The 16,149-nt window shown below is 63.3% G+C and carries 11 protein-coding genes and 1 tRNA gene; 8 read left to right on the forward strand and 4 right to left on the reverse strand.

Annotated features, from left to right (window positions below):
- The first annotated feature begins 9 nt into the window (after positions 1 to 9).
- The 6 genes from VSX79_RS11605 to VSX79_RS11630 all read left to right on the forward strand — a co-directional run bounded on the left by VSX79_RS11605 (position 10) and on the right by VSX79_RS11630 (position 9,660).
- The gene (locus VSX79_RS11605; protein WP_326913414.1) at positions 10 to 1,614 is read left to right on the forward strand and encodes an amidohydrolase; all 1,605 of its coding nucleotides are present in this window, start codon (positions 10 to 12) and stop codon (positions 1,612 to 1,614) included.
- 7 nt (positions 1,615 to 1,621) lie between these two features.
- Complete coding sequence (locus tag VSX79_RS11610) at positions 1,622 to 3,241, forward strand: amidohydrolase (RefSeq protein WP_326913415.1); 1,620 nt, start codon at positions 1,622 to 1,624, stop codon at positions 3,239 to 3,241.
- 260 nt (positions 3,242 to 3,501) lie between these two features.
- Positions 3,502 to 4,041 (forward strand): RNA polymerase sigma factor, encoded by a 540-nt coding sequence (locus VSX79_RS11615; RefSeq protein WP_326913416.1) that lies wholly within the window; start codon positions 3,502 to 3,504, stop codon positions 4,039 to 4,041.
- Complete coding sequence (locus VSX79_RS11620; protein ID WP_326913417.1) at positions 4,025 to 4,975, forward strand: FecR family protein; 951 nt, start codon at positions 4,025 to 4,027, stop codon at positions 4,973 to 4,975. The genes VSX79_RS11615 and VSX79_RS11620 overlap by 17 nt, the downstream gene beginning before the upstream one ends.
- Before the next feature lie 78 nt (positions 4,976 to 5,053).
- Entirely contained in the window at positions 5,054 to 8,005 is a 2,952-nt protein-coding gene (locus VSX79_RS11625) for a TonB-dependent receptor (protein ID WP_179495268.1), read from the forward strand.
- 14 nt (positions 8,006 to 8,019) lie between these two features.
- On the forward strand, positions 8,020 to 9,660 hold the full coding sequence (locus VSX79_RS11630) for an FAD-dependent oxidoreductase (protein ID WP_326913418.1): 1,641 nt from the start codon (positions 8,020 to 8,022) through the stop codon (positions 9,658 to 9,660).
- 45 nt (positions 9,661 to 9,705) lie between these two features.
- Here VSX79_RS11630 and VSX79_RS11635 read toward each other — a convergent pair whose 3' ends face one another.
- Together VSX79_RS11635 and VSX79_RS11640 are read right to left on the reverse strand one after the other, a co-directional pair.
- Positions 9,706 to 10,962, reverse strand: a complete 1,257-nt coding sequence (locus VSX79_RS11635) for an aminotransferase class V-fold PLP-dependent enzyme (protein WP_326913419.1) — start codon at positions 10,960 to 10,962, stop codon at positions 9,706 to 9,708.
- Between the two features lie 16 nt (positions 10,963 to 10,978).
- A complete protein-coding gene (locus VSX79_RS11640; RefSeq protein ID WP_326913420.1) occupies positions 10,979 to 13,354 on the reverse strand; it encodes a TonB-dependent receptor plug domain-containing protein in 2,376 nt (791 codons plus the stop codon).
- Positions 13,355 to 14,390: 1,036 nt separating this feature from the next.
- Here VSX79_RS11640 and VSX79_RS11645 point away from each other — a divergent pair.
- Both VSX79_RS11645 and VSX79_RS11650 read left to right on the forward strand, forming a co-directional pair.
- Positions 14,391 to 14,921 (forward strand): DUF7668 domain-containing protein, encoded by a 531-nt coding sequence (locus VSX79_RS11645; protein WP_326913421.1) that lies wholly within the window; start codon positions 14,391 to 14,393, stop codon positions 14,919 to 14,921.
- 126 nt (positions 14,922 to 15,047) lie between these two features.
- On the forward strand, positions 15,048 to 15,428 hold the full coding sequence (locus VSX79_RS11650; RefSeq protein ID WP_326913422.1) for a hypothetical protein: 381 nt from the start codon (positions 15,048 to 15,050) through the stop codon (positions 15,426 to 15,428).
- 98 nt (positions 15,429 to 15,526) lie between these two features.
- Here VSX79_RS11650 and VSX79_RS11655 read toward each other — a convergent pair.
- Together VSX79_RS11655 and VSX79_RS11660 are read right to left on the reverse strand one after the other, a co-directional pair.
- Positions 15,527 to 15,600: transfer RNA gene (locus VSX79_RS11655), tRNA-Met, on the reverse strand.
- A gap of 61 nt (positions 15,601 to 15,661) precedes the next feature.
- Positions 15,662 to 16,147, reverse strand: coding sequence for a 2'-5' RNA ligase family protein (locus tag VSX79_RS11660; RefSeq protein ID WP_179497278.1), 486 nt, complete (start codon positions 16,145 to 16,147; stop codon positions 15,662 to 15,664).
- Between the last annotated feature and the right edge of the window lie 2 nt (positions 16,148 to 16,149).

Genomic DNA, 16,149 nt, shown 5'->3' on the forward strand with positions numbered 1-16,149 from the left:
ATCCGCGAGATGAGAATATTCGCCCGCGCCGTCATCGCCGTTGCCTTGAGCACGGTCGCCGTCCTGGCTCCGATCGCCGCCGCCCCGGCCCACGCCGAGGCCCCCAAGTCGCTCAAGAAGGAGGTCGCGGCTGAAGTCGAAGCGCAGCGCAAACAGATCCAGGTCATGGTCGACCAGATCTTCAGTTTCGCCGAGCCCGGCTTTCAGGAGATCAGGACGTCCGAATATCTGACCGACATCCTCGCCAAAAACGGATTCACCATCACCAAGGGCGTGGCGGGCATCCCCACTGCCTTTACCGCGATCTGGGGTGAAGGCGGCCCCAAGATCGCGCTGGGCAGCGACATCGACGACGTCCTCGGCGTCTCGCAGATGCCGGGCGTTCCCTATCTCAAACCGATGATCGAAGGGGCGCCGGGGCATGGCGAAGGCCATAACTCGGGCATGCCGATGATGGTGGCGGCAGCGATCGCGACGAAGAAGGTGATGGAAAAGCACGGCATCAAGGGCCGATTGATGCTTTGGCCCGGGGTCGCCGAAGAATTGCTGGCGACCAAGGCCTATTATGTGCGCGCCGGCATGTTCAAGGATGTCGACGCCTCGATCTTCGGGCATGTCAGCAACGATTTCTCGACCGGCTATGGCGAGATGGGCAACAATGGCCTGATCTCGGTCGAATATTCCTTCAAGGGCAAGACCGCGCATTCGGCGGGGATGCCGTGGGAAGGGCGCAGTGCGCTGGACGCGGTCGAGATCATGGACGTGGCGTGGAATTTCCGGCGCGAACATCTGCCGCTGACCCAACGCTCGCACATGATCATCACCAACGGCGGCGGCCAGCCCAATGTGGTGCCCGATAAGGCCAGCATCTGGTACTTCTTCCGCGAGCGCACCTTCGACGACATCCGCAAGCTCTATGAAGTCGGCAACGACATTGCGAAGGCCGCGGCGCTGGCCACCGGCACCACGATGACCCAGCAGACGCTGGGCTATGCGGCGCCCAATTTCGGCAACAAGCCGTTGGCCGAGGCCGCCTTTGCCAATATCAAGGCGGTCGGCATGCCCAAGTGGAGCGCCGACGATCAGGCCTTCGCGAAGGCGGTGCAAAGCTTCAACAATCGCAAGATCGAACCGCTGAAGGACGAGGTCACCCCGCTCTCCACCCCGGAAAGTCGCAAGCCCTCGACGGGCGGCGGGTCGGACGACATCGGCGACATCATGTGGGCGGTTCCGACGATAACGATCCGGTACCCGTCGAACATCCCCAACATGATCGGCCATAACGCGATCGCGGCCATCGCAATGGCGACGCCGATCGCGCACAAGGGTGTGGAAGCGGGCGCAAAGGCCGTGGCGATGACGGTGCTCGACCTGCTCACCACACCGAAACTCATCGCCGATGCAAAGGCCTATTTCAAGGATGTCCAGCTCAAGACCGACACCTATGCCCCGATCCTGACCGACGAGGACGTACCCGCGATCTGGCTTAACGAACGCAACATGGCGCTCTACCGCCCGTTGATGGAGAAATATTACTACGACCCCTCCAAATATGACACCTACCTAGACCAGCTGGGGGTCAAATATCCGATGCTCGAAGGCCCGGCGGAGTGAAGGCGCGATGAGCATGGACCGCAGGAAGCGCGGGCTTCGCCTCGGGGTGGTGCCCATGCTGGCCAGCGCCCTTTTGGCTCCAGCCCCCGCTGGTGCGGCAGCGACCCCCGCGCTCAAGCAGGAAGTCCTCGCCGAGGTGGAGGTGCAGCGCAAACAGATCCAGGTCATGGTCGACCAGATCTTTAGCTTTGCCGAGCCCGGCTTTCAGGAGATCAGGACGTCCGAATATCTGATCGCCATCCTCGAGAAGAATGGCTTCAAGATCGAGCGCGGTATCGCCGGTGTTCCCACCGCCTTTACCGCGACGTGGGGCGAGGGCGGCCCCAAGATCGCACTGGGCAGCGACATCGACGGACTCGTCGGCGTCTCGCAGGTGCCCGGCATCGCCAAGATCAAACCGCTGACGGAAGGCGGGTCGGGACATGGCGAGGGGCATAATTCGGGCATGCCGCTGATGGTCGCCGCCGCGATCGCCGCCAAGCATGTGATGGAAAGGCACGGCATCGAGGGCCGTTTGATGCTCTGGCCCGGTGTCGCCGAAGAACTTCTGGCGACCAAGGCCTATTATGTGCGCGCCGGCGTGTTCAAGGATGTCGATGCCTCGATCTTTGCCCACGTCAACACCGGCTTCGGCACCGGATGGGGCAATCTCGGTCTCACCGGCATGATCTCGGTGGAATATGAATTCCAGGGCAAGACCGCCCACTCCGCTGCCTCGCCATGGGAGGGCCGAAGTGCGCTCGACGGGGTCGCGCTGATGGACGTGATGTGGAATTTTCGGCGCGAGCACCTGCCGCTTTCGCAACGATCGCACAATGTCATCTCCAACGGCGGCGGCCAGCCCAACGTCGTGCCCGACAAGGCAAGCAGCTGGTATTATTTCCGCCAGTCGGACTTCGCCTCGCTGCGCGACCTGTATCAAACGGGCAACGAGGTGGCCGAGGCCGCGGCGCTCGCGACGGGTACCAAGGTCACCCGCAAGATACTGGGCTTTGCCGCACCCAATTATGCCAACAAGCCGCTCGCCGAGGCGCTCGATGCCAATATCAAGGCGGTGGGCATGCCGCAGTGGTCCGCTGCCGATCAGGCCTTCGCGAAGGCGGTGCAATCCGAGAACCGGTTGAAGGTTCAAGCCCTGCCGACCACGGTCGCCCCACTTTCTACGCCCCAGACGCGCGGAGGGGCCAGCTTCGGCGGGTCGGACGACATCGGCGACGTCATGTGGACGGTGCCGACCGTCACCATCGGCTATCCGGCCAACATCCCGAATGTGATCTTCCACCATTCGACCGCCGCGATGGCGATGGCGACGCCGATCGCGCACAAGGGCACGGTGGCAGGCGCCAAGGCAGTCGCCATGACGATCCTCGACATCGCCACGACGCCCAAGCTGGTAGCCGATGCCAAGGCTTGGTTCCGCGACGTCCAGCTCAAAGAACAGACCTATGATCCGCTGATCGCGCCGACCGACATGCCCGCGATCGATCGGAACACCCGCACGATGGCCCAGATTCGGCCGACGATGGAGAAGCAATATTACCAGCCGGACAAGTATGACAGCTACTTGCAGCAACTGGGCATCGATTATGAAAATCCGGATCGCGAAACCCCCGGGGAAGAGAAGTAGCGCCCGCAGCACCGACCGATCGGCGGCCGGGATCAGGCGCCAAACTGCCGTAGCGCGGTTGACCTACTTCGATTGCCGCTCGAAACTAGCTGCGAGGTTCGTGGCCGGCATCTGCGAAGCGGGAGCAAACAGCGGCGGACGCGGATCGAACGGAACTAAAGGAACCCGATTCAGCATCGCGGTTGACGGAAACATCGCGGTCGGGCCTCTTAGACGGTGAGAGGAGCGAAACGACGGAACGCGAGGCGCTAGCCGATTGGGTGGGACGCGAGATCCTGCCGCACGAACGCGACCTGCGGCTATGGCTGCGGCGACGGCTCGTCGCAGCAGCCGACGTGGAGGACATCGTGCAGGAATGTTATTGTCGCCTTGCCCAGCTCGATGACGTCGCGCACGTCACGACGCCGCGCGCCTATCTGTTCACCATGGCCCGCAACCTGGCGCAGCGGCAGCGCAAGCACGCACGGGTCGTCCGGATCGAAGCGCTGGCGGAAGCCTTCGATGCCGAACCGGAAAGCGACCAGCTCTCGCCCGAACGGTTCGCCGCCGCACGTCAGGAACTCGAACGCGTACAGGCAGCGCTCTCGACCCTGCCCGAGCGCGCCCGGCGGATTTTCCTCATGCGTCGGGTCGAAGGGCTGACCCAGAAGGAAATTGCGGCGGCGATGGGCGTGAGCGAGGCGGTGGTCGAGAATGACGCGAGCCGCAGCCTGCGCGCGATCCTGAAGCTGATCACCGAGCCCGAACCCGAGCGGGAGAGATTGTCGGACGGAGGTGCTGCGCATGCGCGATCACGCTGAAGAGACCGCCGCCGCCTGGGCGCTGCGTCATCCGCTCGATGCGGCCGAACGCGCCGAACTCGATGCATGGTTGGCGCAGGATCACCGCCACGCCGGTGCGCTGCTCCGCGCGCAGGCGGGGTTGAGCGTGATCGATCGTGCGGTGACGGGAGGCGCGCCGATCGACTCCGCATACGCCCCTCCCCCGGCAGCCCCGACGCGGCGCTGGCTGCTCGCGGGCGCCGCCGGCGCGATGGCGGCGGGGATTGCCGGGATCGTCGCCTGGCCCCACCTGATGGTCGAGCGCGTGACAACCGCACGCGGCGAGATCCGGCGGCTGCCGCTCGCCGATGGCTCGGTCGCGACCATCGACACCAGCAGCAGTTTGCGCGTCGCCATGGTGGACGACAGCCGCCGCATCGCGCTCCAGGAAGGACAGGCCTGGTTTCAGGTCGCCAAGGATCGCAAGCGCCCCTTCGTCGTCGATGCCGGCATCGCCCAGGTGCGCGCGGTCGGCACCGCCTTCTCGGTGAGCCGTACGAACAGCGGCGTGCGCGTCGCCGTCACCGAAGGGAGTGTCGCCGCCTGGCCGACCGACAGCGGCGGGACGATGACGATTCTGGAGGCGGGGCAATACGCCATCTTCCGGCCCGGTGCGGCAGCGCCCGAAGTCGCGACCGAGCCCGCCGCGATCGAGCGATCGCTGGCGTGGCGCAGCGGCGAGATCTCGCTGGAAAACGAGACGCTGGGCAGCGCGGTCGAGCAGTTCAACCGGTACAATCGCCAGCAGCTGGTGATCGCGGACCCGGACCTGTCGGGCCAGCGACTGGTGGGGCTTTTCCAGATCGACCGCCCCGCCGATTTCGCTGCGACGTTGGCCGCCTCGCTCAACGTCGCCGTCACCACCACCCCCGCCGAGATCCGGCTGGCGCGAAAAAAGAACCCGCTACCCTGACGGAAATCCGCCGGCGCGGACTCTTGTTATCAAGAGCGTACCGGAAATAGGGCGCCCGATAAAAACGGGGAGGATCGGATGACGCACGCGCGTATTCATTTGCTGGTGACTGCCGCCGCGATCATATGCGGCGTGGCTTCGCCCGCCGAAGCCACCGCGCAGGTCCGACGCTTTGACGTACCCGCGCAGCCCGCGCGCACCGGTATCCCGATGTTTGCGCATCAGGCCGGCATTCAGGTCCTGGCTCCCGCGGCCCTAACCGAAGGCTTGCAGGTCAATCGCGTCAAGGGATCGATGGAGGTTGCCGCGGCGCTGCGACTGCTCCTGTCCGGCACGAATCTCGTCCCGGTCAAGGTCGGCAACGCCTTCGTGCTGAAGCGCCGCGCGGTGGTCGCGCAGCGCCACCTCGCCGCCGCCCCGCAGGATCAGGCAAGCGGAGCGCAGGCTTCCGCGCAACAATCCGCCGGTCCGGCAGTGGACACGCCAGCCGGCGAGGACATCGTCGTCACCGGCATCCGCGCGTCGCTCCAGGAATCGATCGACGTCAAGCGCGAAGCGCAGTCGATCGTCGACGTCATCACCGCTCAGGACATCGGCAAGATGCCCGATCAGAACGTGGCGGAAGCGATGAGCCGCGTGACGGGCGTCCAGATCAGCCGTCGCGAGGGTGATGGATCGAACTTCACCGTGCGCGGGATTTCGCAGAACCGGCTCGAGATCAACGGCCGCAACTATATCGGGCCCGGCAACGGCGGCAACGCGGCGCTGGAATCGGTGAGCCCCGAGATCATCTCCTCCATCCTCGTCATCAAGTCGCCCACCGCCGACATGCCGGAGGGTGCGCTCGGCGCGACGGTGAACCTCAAGACCAAGCGCCCGCTCGACCTCAAGGACTTCGTCGCCGCCGGACGCCTCCAGGGCGCCTATGCAGATCAGGCCGACCATGTCGGCTATCGCGGTTCGGCGATGGTCTCGAAGAGTTTCGGCGAGCGATTCGGCCTGCTCGCCAGCATCGCCTATTCGGACACGAAGACACAGGGCCATTCGTTCGATGCCGGCGGCTGGACGCAGACCGCCGCGATCGACGGCAATGGCGACGGCGTGGACGATCCGGGCCTGTACCGCCCGAACCGCTTCATGGCGCGCATCTTCAACCGCGCCGAACAGCGGCTGACGGTGAACGGCACCGCGCAGTGGCGCCCCACCGACACGCTCGAAATCATCCTCGACGCGACCTTCAACCACCTCAAGCGCCAGCGGAACAGCGTCAATTACCAGGTGCTGTTCAACAACAATGACACCGATGCGATCGTGAACGAGAGCGATACGGTCGTCGCCGGCACCTTCACCGGCGTGACCGTCAGGCCGCTGATCTATGACGAGCCCACCGACCTCAAATCGACCCTGCTCGGCGGATCGGTAAAATGGGAAAGCGACCGCGCCCGCGTGAGCTTCGACATGTCCTATGCGCACGGCAAAGGCAGCGACGGCGGGCCGGGTGCCTCATTCACTTATGTGGTCGTGCCGCGCGCGGGAAACACGGCGAACGCGAGTTATGATTTCAGGGGCGGCAATCCGGTGCCGGACCTGTCGATCGATGCCAATTTCAACCCGAACGACCCGTCGCAATATCAGCTGATGTCGATCTTCGACTATGACGCGGTGACCGAAAACAACGGCTATGACGGGCGGCTGGACTGGGAGTATCAGACCGAGTGGGGCATCCTGTCCTCGGTAGAGACCGGGGTGCGCTACGAGCGCGTCGAGCTGCTCGCCGCCGATCCGCAAAACCTGCCCGTCGCCGCCAGCCTGCTCGCGGCCGGCGATGCGAACGGCGACGGCATCCTGACCGTCGACGAGTTACCCGGGCTCAGCTACGGCAAGGACTATGGTGCCTTTTTCCCCGGCTCCGACGGCACCTTTCCCCGCGATCTCCTTGGCGGCTCGCTCGATAAATGGGCCGCGCGCGACGCGCTGGGCCTCGCGAGGCCCGATCCCTACGACACGACGATCACCGTGGGCCCGACTTCGATAAAGGACGTCAAGCAGGATACGCTGGGCGCCTATGTGAAGGGCAATTTCGAAGGAGAAATCGGCAGCCTGAGTTATTCGGGCAACGCCGGTGTGCGCTATATCAGTACAGCGCGCGCGACAAAGGGATTTCTGTCTCCGACCGCTACGACCATGGTCAAGGCCGACTTCAGCTATTGGCTGCCCAGCGCAAATCTGTCGATCGACTTCAACGACGATCTGACGCTGCGCCTGGCCGGGGCGGAGGTCGTCGCCAGACCGGGTCTCAATCAGGTCAGCGCGAGCTTCGTGCCCAACACCGTCAGCATGACCGGCTCGCGCGGCAATCCCAATCTCCGGCCATTCGAGGCGACGCAATTTGACGCCACGCTCGAATGGTATTTCGCGCCTTCGAGTTCGCTCACCGGTGCCGTCTTCTACAAGAAGGTCGATTCCTTCACGGTGAACACCGTGACCCGCGAGTTCATTCCCGGTTTTTCCGAGCGGTTCGGATTGTTCGACATATCGCAGCCGCAAAATGGCGAAGATGGCGACATCAAGGGCTTCGAGCTCGCCTATCAGCATGCCTTCCGCTTCCTGCCGGCGCCGTTCGACAATCTCGGGATCCAGGCGAACTACACCTATGTCGACAGCTCGACGCCGCTGGTCGATGCCATCACCGGCGAGCGCCTCCCGCTTCCCGGCTTGTCGCGCGATAGTTACACGCTGATCGGCTATTATGAGGACGACACCTTCTCGGTGCGCGCGGCCTATACCTATCGCAGCAAATATCTGAACTCGGTCGGCGGCGCAGCCAGCGGCGGCAACACATATATCGCCGCGCGCGGTCAACTCGACGCATCGGCGCAGATCACCCTGACGCCCAATCTTCGCCTGACCCTCGAGGGCATCAACCTGACCAAGGCGATCGACCGCCAGTATCTGGGCGAACCCGATCGCCTGACGTTCAGCGCACAGGAGGATCGCAGGATCTTCTTCGGCGTGGCCGCCAGCTTCTGATGAGGAGGATCACCATGGGCCGCAAGCGCTTCCGCGCCCTCGCCATCGCTTCTGCCTGGCTTATGCCGATGGCGGCTTTTGCTTCGACCGCCGGCGCTGGGCAGCATGCCGACATCGTCATTTATGGCTGCACCTCGGGCGGCGTTGTCGCGGCGATAGAGGCGCGGCGGCTCGACCGGTCGGTGCTACTGCTATGCCGCGAAGACTATCTCGGCGGCATGTCGACCAACGGTCTCGGCTGGTCCGACACCGGCAACCATCGCGCGATCGGCGGCCTGTCGCTCGAATTCTACCGCAAGGTGAAGCAATATTATGACGACCCGTCGGTCTGGGTCCACGCCCCGCGCCCCGCCCGGGCCGAGAACTTCGTCGATGGCGATGCCATGTGGCAGTTCGAACCGAAGGTCGCCGAACGGATCTTCGAGGACTGGGCAAAGCAGGCGGGCGTCACCATCGTGCGCAATCAGCCACTCGACCGCTCGAAGCGCAGCGTCGAGATGGATGGCAACCGTATCGTCGCCTTCCGCTCGAAGTCGGGGCGCCGTTTCGAGGGGAATATCTTCATCGACGCGACCTATGAGGGCGACCTGATGGCCGGCGCCGGCGTCAGCTTCGCGGTCGGGCGCGAAGCGAACGCGACCTATGGCGAGACGCTCAACGGCGTCCAGCTCGCGAACACCACCAACCACCAGTTCACGCTCGACATCGACCCGTATCGCGTGCCCGGCGATCCCTCGAGCGGGCTGGTGCCGCGGATCAGCGCCGAGCGACCCGCCCGCGATGGCACGGCCGACCGCAAAATTCAGGCCTATACCTATCGCATGTGCCTGACCGACGTGCCCGCGAACCGCGTGCCCTTCCCCAAGCCCGCAGGCTATGACGCGAGCCAGTACATACTGCTCAAGCGCTATATGGATGCCGGCTATCGCGACCATTTCCGGAAGTTCGACCGTATCCCCAACGGCAAGACCGACACGAACAATTTCGGCGCCTTCTCGTTCGACAATATCGGCATGAACTATGATTATCCCGAAGGCAGCGATGCCGATCGCGCCGCGATCGCGCGCGAGCACACGACCTATCAGCAAGGGCTGCTGTGGTTCATGGCGAACGATCCCGACGTGCCCGCCGAAACCCGCGCGGAAATGTCAAGATGGGGGCTCTGCAAGGACGAATTTACCGGCACCGGCCATTGGCCGCGCGAAATGTATGTGCGCGAAGCGCGCCGCATGGTTTCGGACTTCGTGATGGCCGAACCGCATTTGCGCGGCACCAAAGCGACGCCGCGGCCGGTTGGAATGGGCTCGTACAACATGGACTCGCATAATGTGCAGCGGATCGTCGACGCGCGGGGCTTCGCGCGGAACGAGGGCAATATCGAGATCAGCCCTGGTCGCGCCTATCCGATCAGTTACGACGCCATCGTGCCGAAGAAGCGCGAGGCCGTGAACCTGCTGGTGCCGGTCGCGCTGTCGGCGTCGCACATCGCCTATGGTTCGATCCGGATGGAGCCGGTGTTCATGATTCTCGGCCAGTCGGCAGCAACCGCCGCTTCGCTCGCGATCGACGACCAGGTCTCCGTCCAAGACGTCGACTATGACAAGCTTCGCGCAAGATTGACGGCGGAGGGGCAAATTCTCGAGCTTGCGCACTGACGGGAATCGCGCACGCCAAGTTCGCTGCACTCGGCAATGCAAAGATCAAACGAAGGTCGATATCGCCTTTATGAGCATGTCCATATCGCTCGGCGTGTTGAACAACGCTGGTGTAATCCGGACGCACGCGCCGCGAGCCGGTCCGGTGCGATGGACCGAGAATATCCGGTGATCGTCAAGCAGGCGTTTGGCAATGGCCATATTGTCCGCCTCGCTGGTGCGCCCGGCGAGGCGGAAGGATGTGATGCCACCGTGCAGGCGCGGATCGGCCGGGGTCAATATTTCGACCCCCGGCGTGCCGCGCAGCGGTTCGGCCCAGCGATCGCGCAAATGGCGCAAGCGTGCGGCGCGGGACGCATCGCCGATCGCGGCTTGAAAATCGAGCGCCGCAGGGACGGTGAGCTGCGCCGCGAAATCGACCGTGCCCGTGTGCACGCGCGCTTGGCTCGTCGCGGCAAATGGCGGTTCATTAGCAATATCGGGGTCGATCAGTTCGACTTTCGTCTTCCGGATATAAAGCGCACCGACGCCGAGCGGAGCGCCCATCCACTTATGCAGATTCAGCCCGACGAAATCGGTATCCAAATCGGGAAGCGTGAAATCGAGCTGTCCCCAGCTGTGCGCGGCGTCAACGATCGCATCGACGCCGCGGGCGCGCGCCATTGCCACGATTTCGCGGACCGGAACGACAAGTCCCGTCCGGTGACTGAGATGGGTAAGCAGGATCAGGCGGACGCGGGGATTGGCCTTGAGCCCCGCTTCGTAACTGTCGATCAGCCCCTGATGCGTCGCGGGCTCGGGGAGCGCGATGCGCACCACATCGACGCCGCGGCTCGTCTTGAGCGAGTCGCAGCACGCCTGCATGCTGTCGTAGTCGAGATCCGTATAGAGTACGGCGTCACCGGGGCGCAGCCGGTTATAGCCGCCGATCAGCGCCTTGAGTGCCTCGGTCGCGTTGCGGGTGAAGGCGATTTCCTCGGGCGCCACACCCAGCTTTGCCGCGACGCGCGCGCGAACCGCGATGAGGTCGGGAACGAGCCCGCGGCGCGCATAATAGCTCGTCGCGCGGTTCACCCGCCGGACGGCGGCTTCATATTGCTCGAGCACGGGCCGCGCCATCATGCCCCAATTGCCATTCTCGAGCTGGATGATGTCCTCGATCACATCGTACTGCGCCGCGACCTTTGCCCAATAGGCCTCGTCTTCGGGCGCGGCGCCCGCCGGCAGCGGCGCGGCTTCGAGCCGCCCCACCACCGGCGCCGCCGCGGCGGCCATCAGCATCTGCCTCCGATTCAGCTCCACGCCCGTTCCCTTTGCGTCAGAAGGTGATCCCGAGGCGAACATAATATTGGCCGCCGTCGGTGTCATAGGGGGCATTGCGCGAATAGATGAGCCCACGCACCGCCTGGTTGGTCGCTTCGTCGGGATAGGTGTCGAAGATATTCTCAGCCCCGGCGCGGATCGACAGATGATCGTTCAGTTGCAGGCTCGCCGACAGATCGAACATCACCATCGATCCGAAGCGCTGGAAGACCTCGCCCGTCGCGTTGCCGCTGACGTCGGTCCACGCGCCATAATAGCGCGCGCGGCCCTGCAATCCGAAACGGCCGATCGTATAGCCGAGCGAAGCGGTGCCATTATGCTTGGGCAGGCGGTCTTCGAACAGCACCCGCTGCGTTTCATTCCCGATCGACGCGCCCGTGCCGCTCGTCACCCGTGTCTGGTTATAGTTGTAGGCCAGGCTGATGTCGGCCTTGCCCGGCCCGACGTCGCGCGCATAGGCAAGCACGACATCGACGCCGCGCGTGCGCGTGTCGAAGTCATTGGTGAAATAGGTGACCGCCGTGAAACGCTGCGGATTCGGCAGGTCCGCCGGCACCGCAAAGGTCCTCGACTGGCCAAAACGGTCGCGCAGCTTGATCTGATAGACGTCGATGCTGCCCGTCAGCCCGAAATCCGACTGAAAAGTCAGGCCCGCGGTCAGCGTGCGCGATTTTTCGGGGGTCAGCGGCTTGGCGCCGAGCGCAATCGCGATCGGGTCGCTCGGCGACAGCCGCCCGGTGTTGAAAATCTGCAACGTTGTCGTGTCGAGCCCCTGGCTGGTGGTGAGCGCGTTGAGCTGCGCCGGGGTAGGCGCGCGGAAACCGGTCGAATAGGTCGCGCGCAGCGCCACGCCGGTCACGGGTTCGAGGCGCGCCGACAGCTTGTAGTTGAACGTGTCGCCAAAGGCCGAGAAATCCTCGTAACGCCCCGCCGCGCCGAGCGTCAGCATCTCGACCGGCCGAACCTCGACATCGACATAGCCGGCATAGCTGGTCTGCGACCATTCGCCCGCGCTGAGCGGGCTGAAGCCCGGAAAGCCGTTGCTGTTCGGGGCGAGCCCCGTCGCCGCGCCGGGACCGATCGCATAGGATGCGGGATCGCCGGGCCGGATGGCGTAGGTTTCCTTGCGCCGTTCTGCACCGAAAGCGATATTCGCCGGCTCGGCCATGCCAAGCGGCAGGCGATAGACGAAATCGGCGTTCAGGTTGAACTCGCGCTGCATCAACCGCCCGAGATAGAAGCTGGTCGGGCTGTCGGGTCCGAGTGAGGCGTTGAGCGATTCGCTCATATTATAATTGATGCGGCTGCGCCCCAGCGCCGCGCTGAGGTCATAGGTGAACGCATCGCCAGCCGCGCCGCGCACGCCGCCGGCGGTCTGGAAATCGTCATATTTCGTGCCGAAACGCTGCGTAAAGCCCGCCGGATACAGGCTGTTGAAACTGAAACCGGGGAATGCCGTACTCGGGTTGTACACGTTTCCGGTACCCACGGGGTTGCGCCAGTTGAAATCGGTAACCCCCTCCCCGCTCCCGACGGTGCCAAAGGCATAGACGGTCGCGCCATCGACAATCTCGTAATCAGCGTTCACCGCGCCGCGCACCGAGCGGAGATCGGGCTGGCCCCAACGCTGCACCGGGTTCGGCACGTCGAGGTCCGGGTTCGCGGCCTGGAACGCTTCGGCGTCGGGGCGCTGCCGCGTGCGCGATGTCGCATCGGACTTTGAAAATTCGCCGGTGAAGACCAAAGTGCCGCGATCGCCAAGCGCGACGCCGCCCTGCCCGCCGGTCTGGTAGCTTTGACCGTCGCCTTCATAATAGCTCGAATATTGGCCGAACGCAGTCATGCCGGGCTGGTCGTCGAGGATGATGTTGATAACGCCCGCGATCGCGTCGGACCCATATTGCGCCGATGCGCCGTCGCGCAGCACTTCGATCCGCTTGATCGCGAGGTTCGGGATGGTGGCGAGGTCGGCGGCCTGCGCGCCGCGCGTGCCGAGCAAGGCCGAGCGATGATAACGCTTGCCGTTGACGAGGACGAGCGTCTGGTCGGGCGAGAGGCCGCGGAGCGTCGCGGGGCGGACGAACGCCTGCCCGTCAGCCGCCGGCAGGCGCTGGACGTTGAACGAAGGGAGGAGCTGGGCGAGCGTGTCCGACAGATCGTTCGACACGCTGTTGTCGATCGCCTTGCCCGACAGGACGTCGATCGGGGCCAGCGTGTCGAACTGGGTCCGCCGCGCGTCGCGCGTGCCGGTGACGATGATCATGTCGCCCTCGACGCCTTCGGAGCCGGCCGGAGTCATCTCTTGGGCCGCGGCCACCGCGGGCGCAGCAAATTGCAGCGCGACAAGCGCGCAGGCGGTAAGGCTGTTCATGGATGCTCCTTGGATCTCGACGGGGAGAGTTATGTTCTGGTTGCGGTCGCGCCCTAGGAATTCATTGTGACAAACAGGTGTCGATCGATGGGTTAGTTTGGATGAGGGGCACCTGCGGACCGCTCATCCTAGCGAGAGGCAGCAAAGCATATTCGGAAAGACCGCGCGATTTGAGGGTCTGCTTTAAAGCATCCGGAGACGAGCCCGTTTGACCGGTTTCAGGCACATAGCAGCCTTCTAGTGCGGCCAACGATACGCCCGGAGGGAAGGGTTGGACCGCGATTCACGGGCTTCTGGCCGGATATGCGTTCGGAATATCAACGAGTTACCTAGGCGAGCCTACAAGCGTGGCGGCCGCTCTGTGAATAGAAAATCCCATTATTTCAATATTTTATATGACTTGGTAGCGGAGGAGCGACTTGGCCATAAGCGGGGTTTGGCCCGAATCGCGATCTAACGGCCGAAATGGGGTGGGAAGCGGACGTTGCGAAATCGCTCGAGTAATGCGACCTTAGCCTATGTCTCGCGCATCTCTCGCAATGCTGTTAGCGATATTCTCCCTGCACGGATGCAGGCCGTTAGACGATCAACGCGCGCAACTTGATGACGCATGCGCCGTCGCGATCGTACATGCTACTAACTTCAAGCGCGACGAAGTTCGGCCAGTGGCTGTCCGGACCCGGGCTCCCCCCGTCGGACCGACAATAGAAGAGCTTGACGCGATCCTGCTGGAGACGCCGCAGGTCCGTAAAGATCCTGTTCTGCCACTATTGCGGAAAGCGGCGGAAACACGGAATGTTAGCGTCGTTGACCGATGCCCTTCCCTGAAAACTTGGCTTTCCAAGAATGCCGTGATTCATAGCGACCCGGAAATAGACAGGCTCGTTCGGAAAGAGCCTTGGCCGGTCTCCGTTCTTACAATGTCGTTGCCGGCAATCTCGGACGATGGTTCGACAGCGATGCTTTATGCCAGCGAGTATTGGGGAGGCCTTGGCGGCGGGACCGATCTGGTAATCTATCGCAAGGAATCGGGGGTGTGGGAATTGCAGCGGCGGGACCAACTGGCAATCAGTTGATCGTCCGCAATCGGTCGTTTTCTGCCATTCGTGCCGATCTGGATCGAATGACCGGAATCGACCGATTGACGTCGCTCGCGATCGGTTTCAGGATCGCCGAAACCGGACATTGGGGGAATGCCAGAGTGCTTGAAAGGAATGATGTCGAGCACCCCGTTCCGCTGGAATGGCGCATTGTGTTTCACGACATCGCTGATGCGTTTGCTTCTGGGGACTTTACCCTGCGAACCCACGTGATCGACCGGGCTTCTCCTATCGACCTATCAACAGCGGCATTAATTGCGGACAGTATATCAACCTACGGCGATCCCATAGCTCCTTTGCGACCAGCGACGTGGGATAGAGCGGTCTATCGCTGGATGGATGGCTACTGGCAGTTTCTTGTGGATCTAACGACCGAGAGCGAAGATGTCAGCGACCTTACGCTCCACGCGACCTTGCAAGACGAAGACAATGCACGAATTGAAGTTCGGTCGGTGCATGTCCCCTAACGGAAAAGCGGGGCCTGGAAGCCGAAATTCCGCCTCCCACCCCGTTTCTGTCGTTCGTCGCCGATCCGGATGCAATGTCGGGAAACGACCGATTGCGGACATAGCGTTCGATGATAAGCTTTCGCCATGAACAGTGCACCTCAGGACGCCGATTTGATAATCGACAAGATCGATGCTGGCGAGCTTGCTCCTAGCACTTTGCCGATCGTTCGCGCGTTTCACGAACACATCACCCTCAAACACCCCCTGCAAAGGGAAGCGTTAGAGGCATTCGACCAAAAAGCTGTACCCGCTGTTTTATCGGCAATACAGTCGCGGATATGGCAAGAGATAGATCGACTGGGCCCGTCGAATGACAGTGGACTACGCCTTTCCAACTGCCTTGTGCGCCCAGATGAACCAGTTGATTGGCACTTGGCTGAGTATCTGATCGATTGGGCACGACAGCAAGGATTGTCAGAACAGCAAATCATCGGGGCTTTCGCGGCTGCGAAGAACGGCAGCTAACCACCCCATTCCGGCCATTCAGCGGCGCGCGGGAGCAGCGGGCAAGAAACTTCGGGGGTTCGTTTCACTGAAAACGGCAGAAAACGTAGGTTTTCCGGTAGCGGAGGAGGGACTCGAACCCCCGACACGCGGATTATGATTCCGCTGCTCTAACCTGCTGAGCTACTCCGCCCCGAAAGGCCGCCGCATCGGGCGAGCCGCGCCTATAGGCAGGCTCGCGGCGCCGGTCAATATCATCTGCGCCGCCCCCGGAAACTGCGTGCAAAAGCCGGCTCCCATGGGCCACCGCGATAATGATGCGCGGCGAGTCCGGTGATCGCGATCGGGCGCGGGTGGAAATCGGACGTCAATTCGGCGAGCAGCGCCCGCGCCTCGGCCGCCGCGACCTTGTTCTGCACGGTGATGTGCAGCCGCGGCACGCCCTGATCCTGCGCGGTCAGCATTCCGGCCAACCGCTCGGCGATGCGCGCCCGAATCGCGAGCAAATCGGGGCTTTCGATACGGAAAGCGACGCCCTGCCCCAGCGAATAGATTTCGCGCAGCATTGCCGCGGGCGGCGGCGTATCAGCCGCGATCGCGCGGATCAGACGTTCCAGCTCGTCGAGGCCCGACGGCGGCAACTGATGAAAGAGCGTGATATGCGCCGCGAGATGATTGCGTTCGGGCGGGAAATGCGCGCGACGCAGCGCGTCGAAAAAGCGCTGGTCCGCCGCACCCATCG

The organism is Sphingopyxis chilensis (genome assembly GCF_035930445.1).
GTDB lineage: Bacteria > Pseudomonadota > Alphaproteobacteria > Sphingomonadales > Sphingomonadaceae > Sphingopyxis > Sphingopyxis chilensis.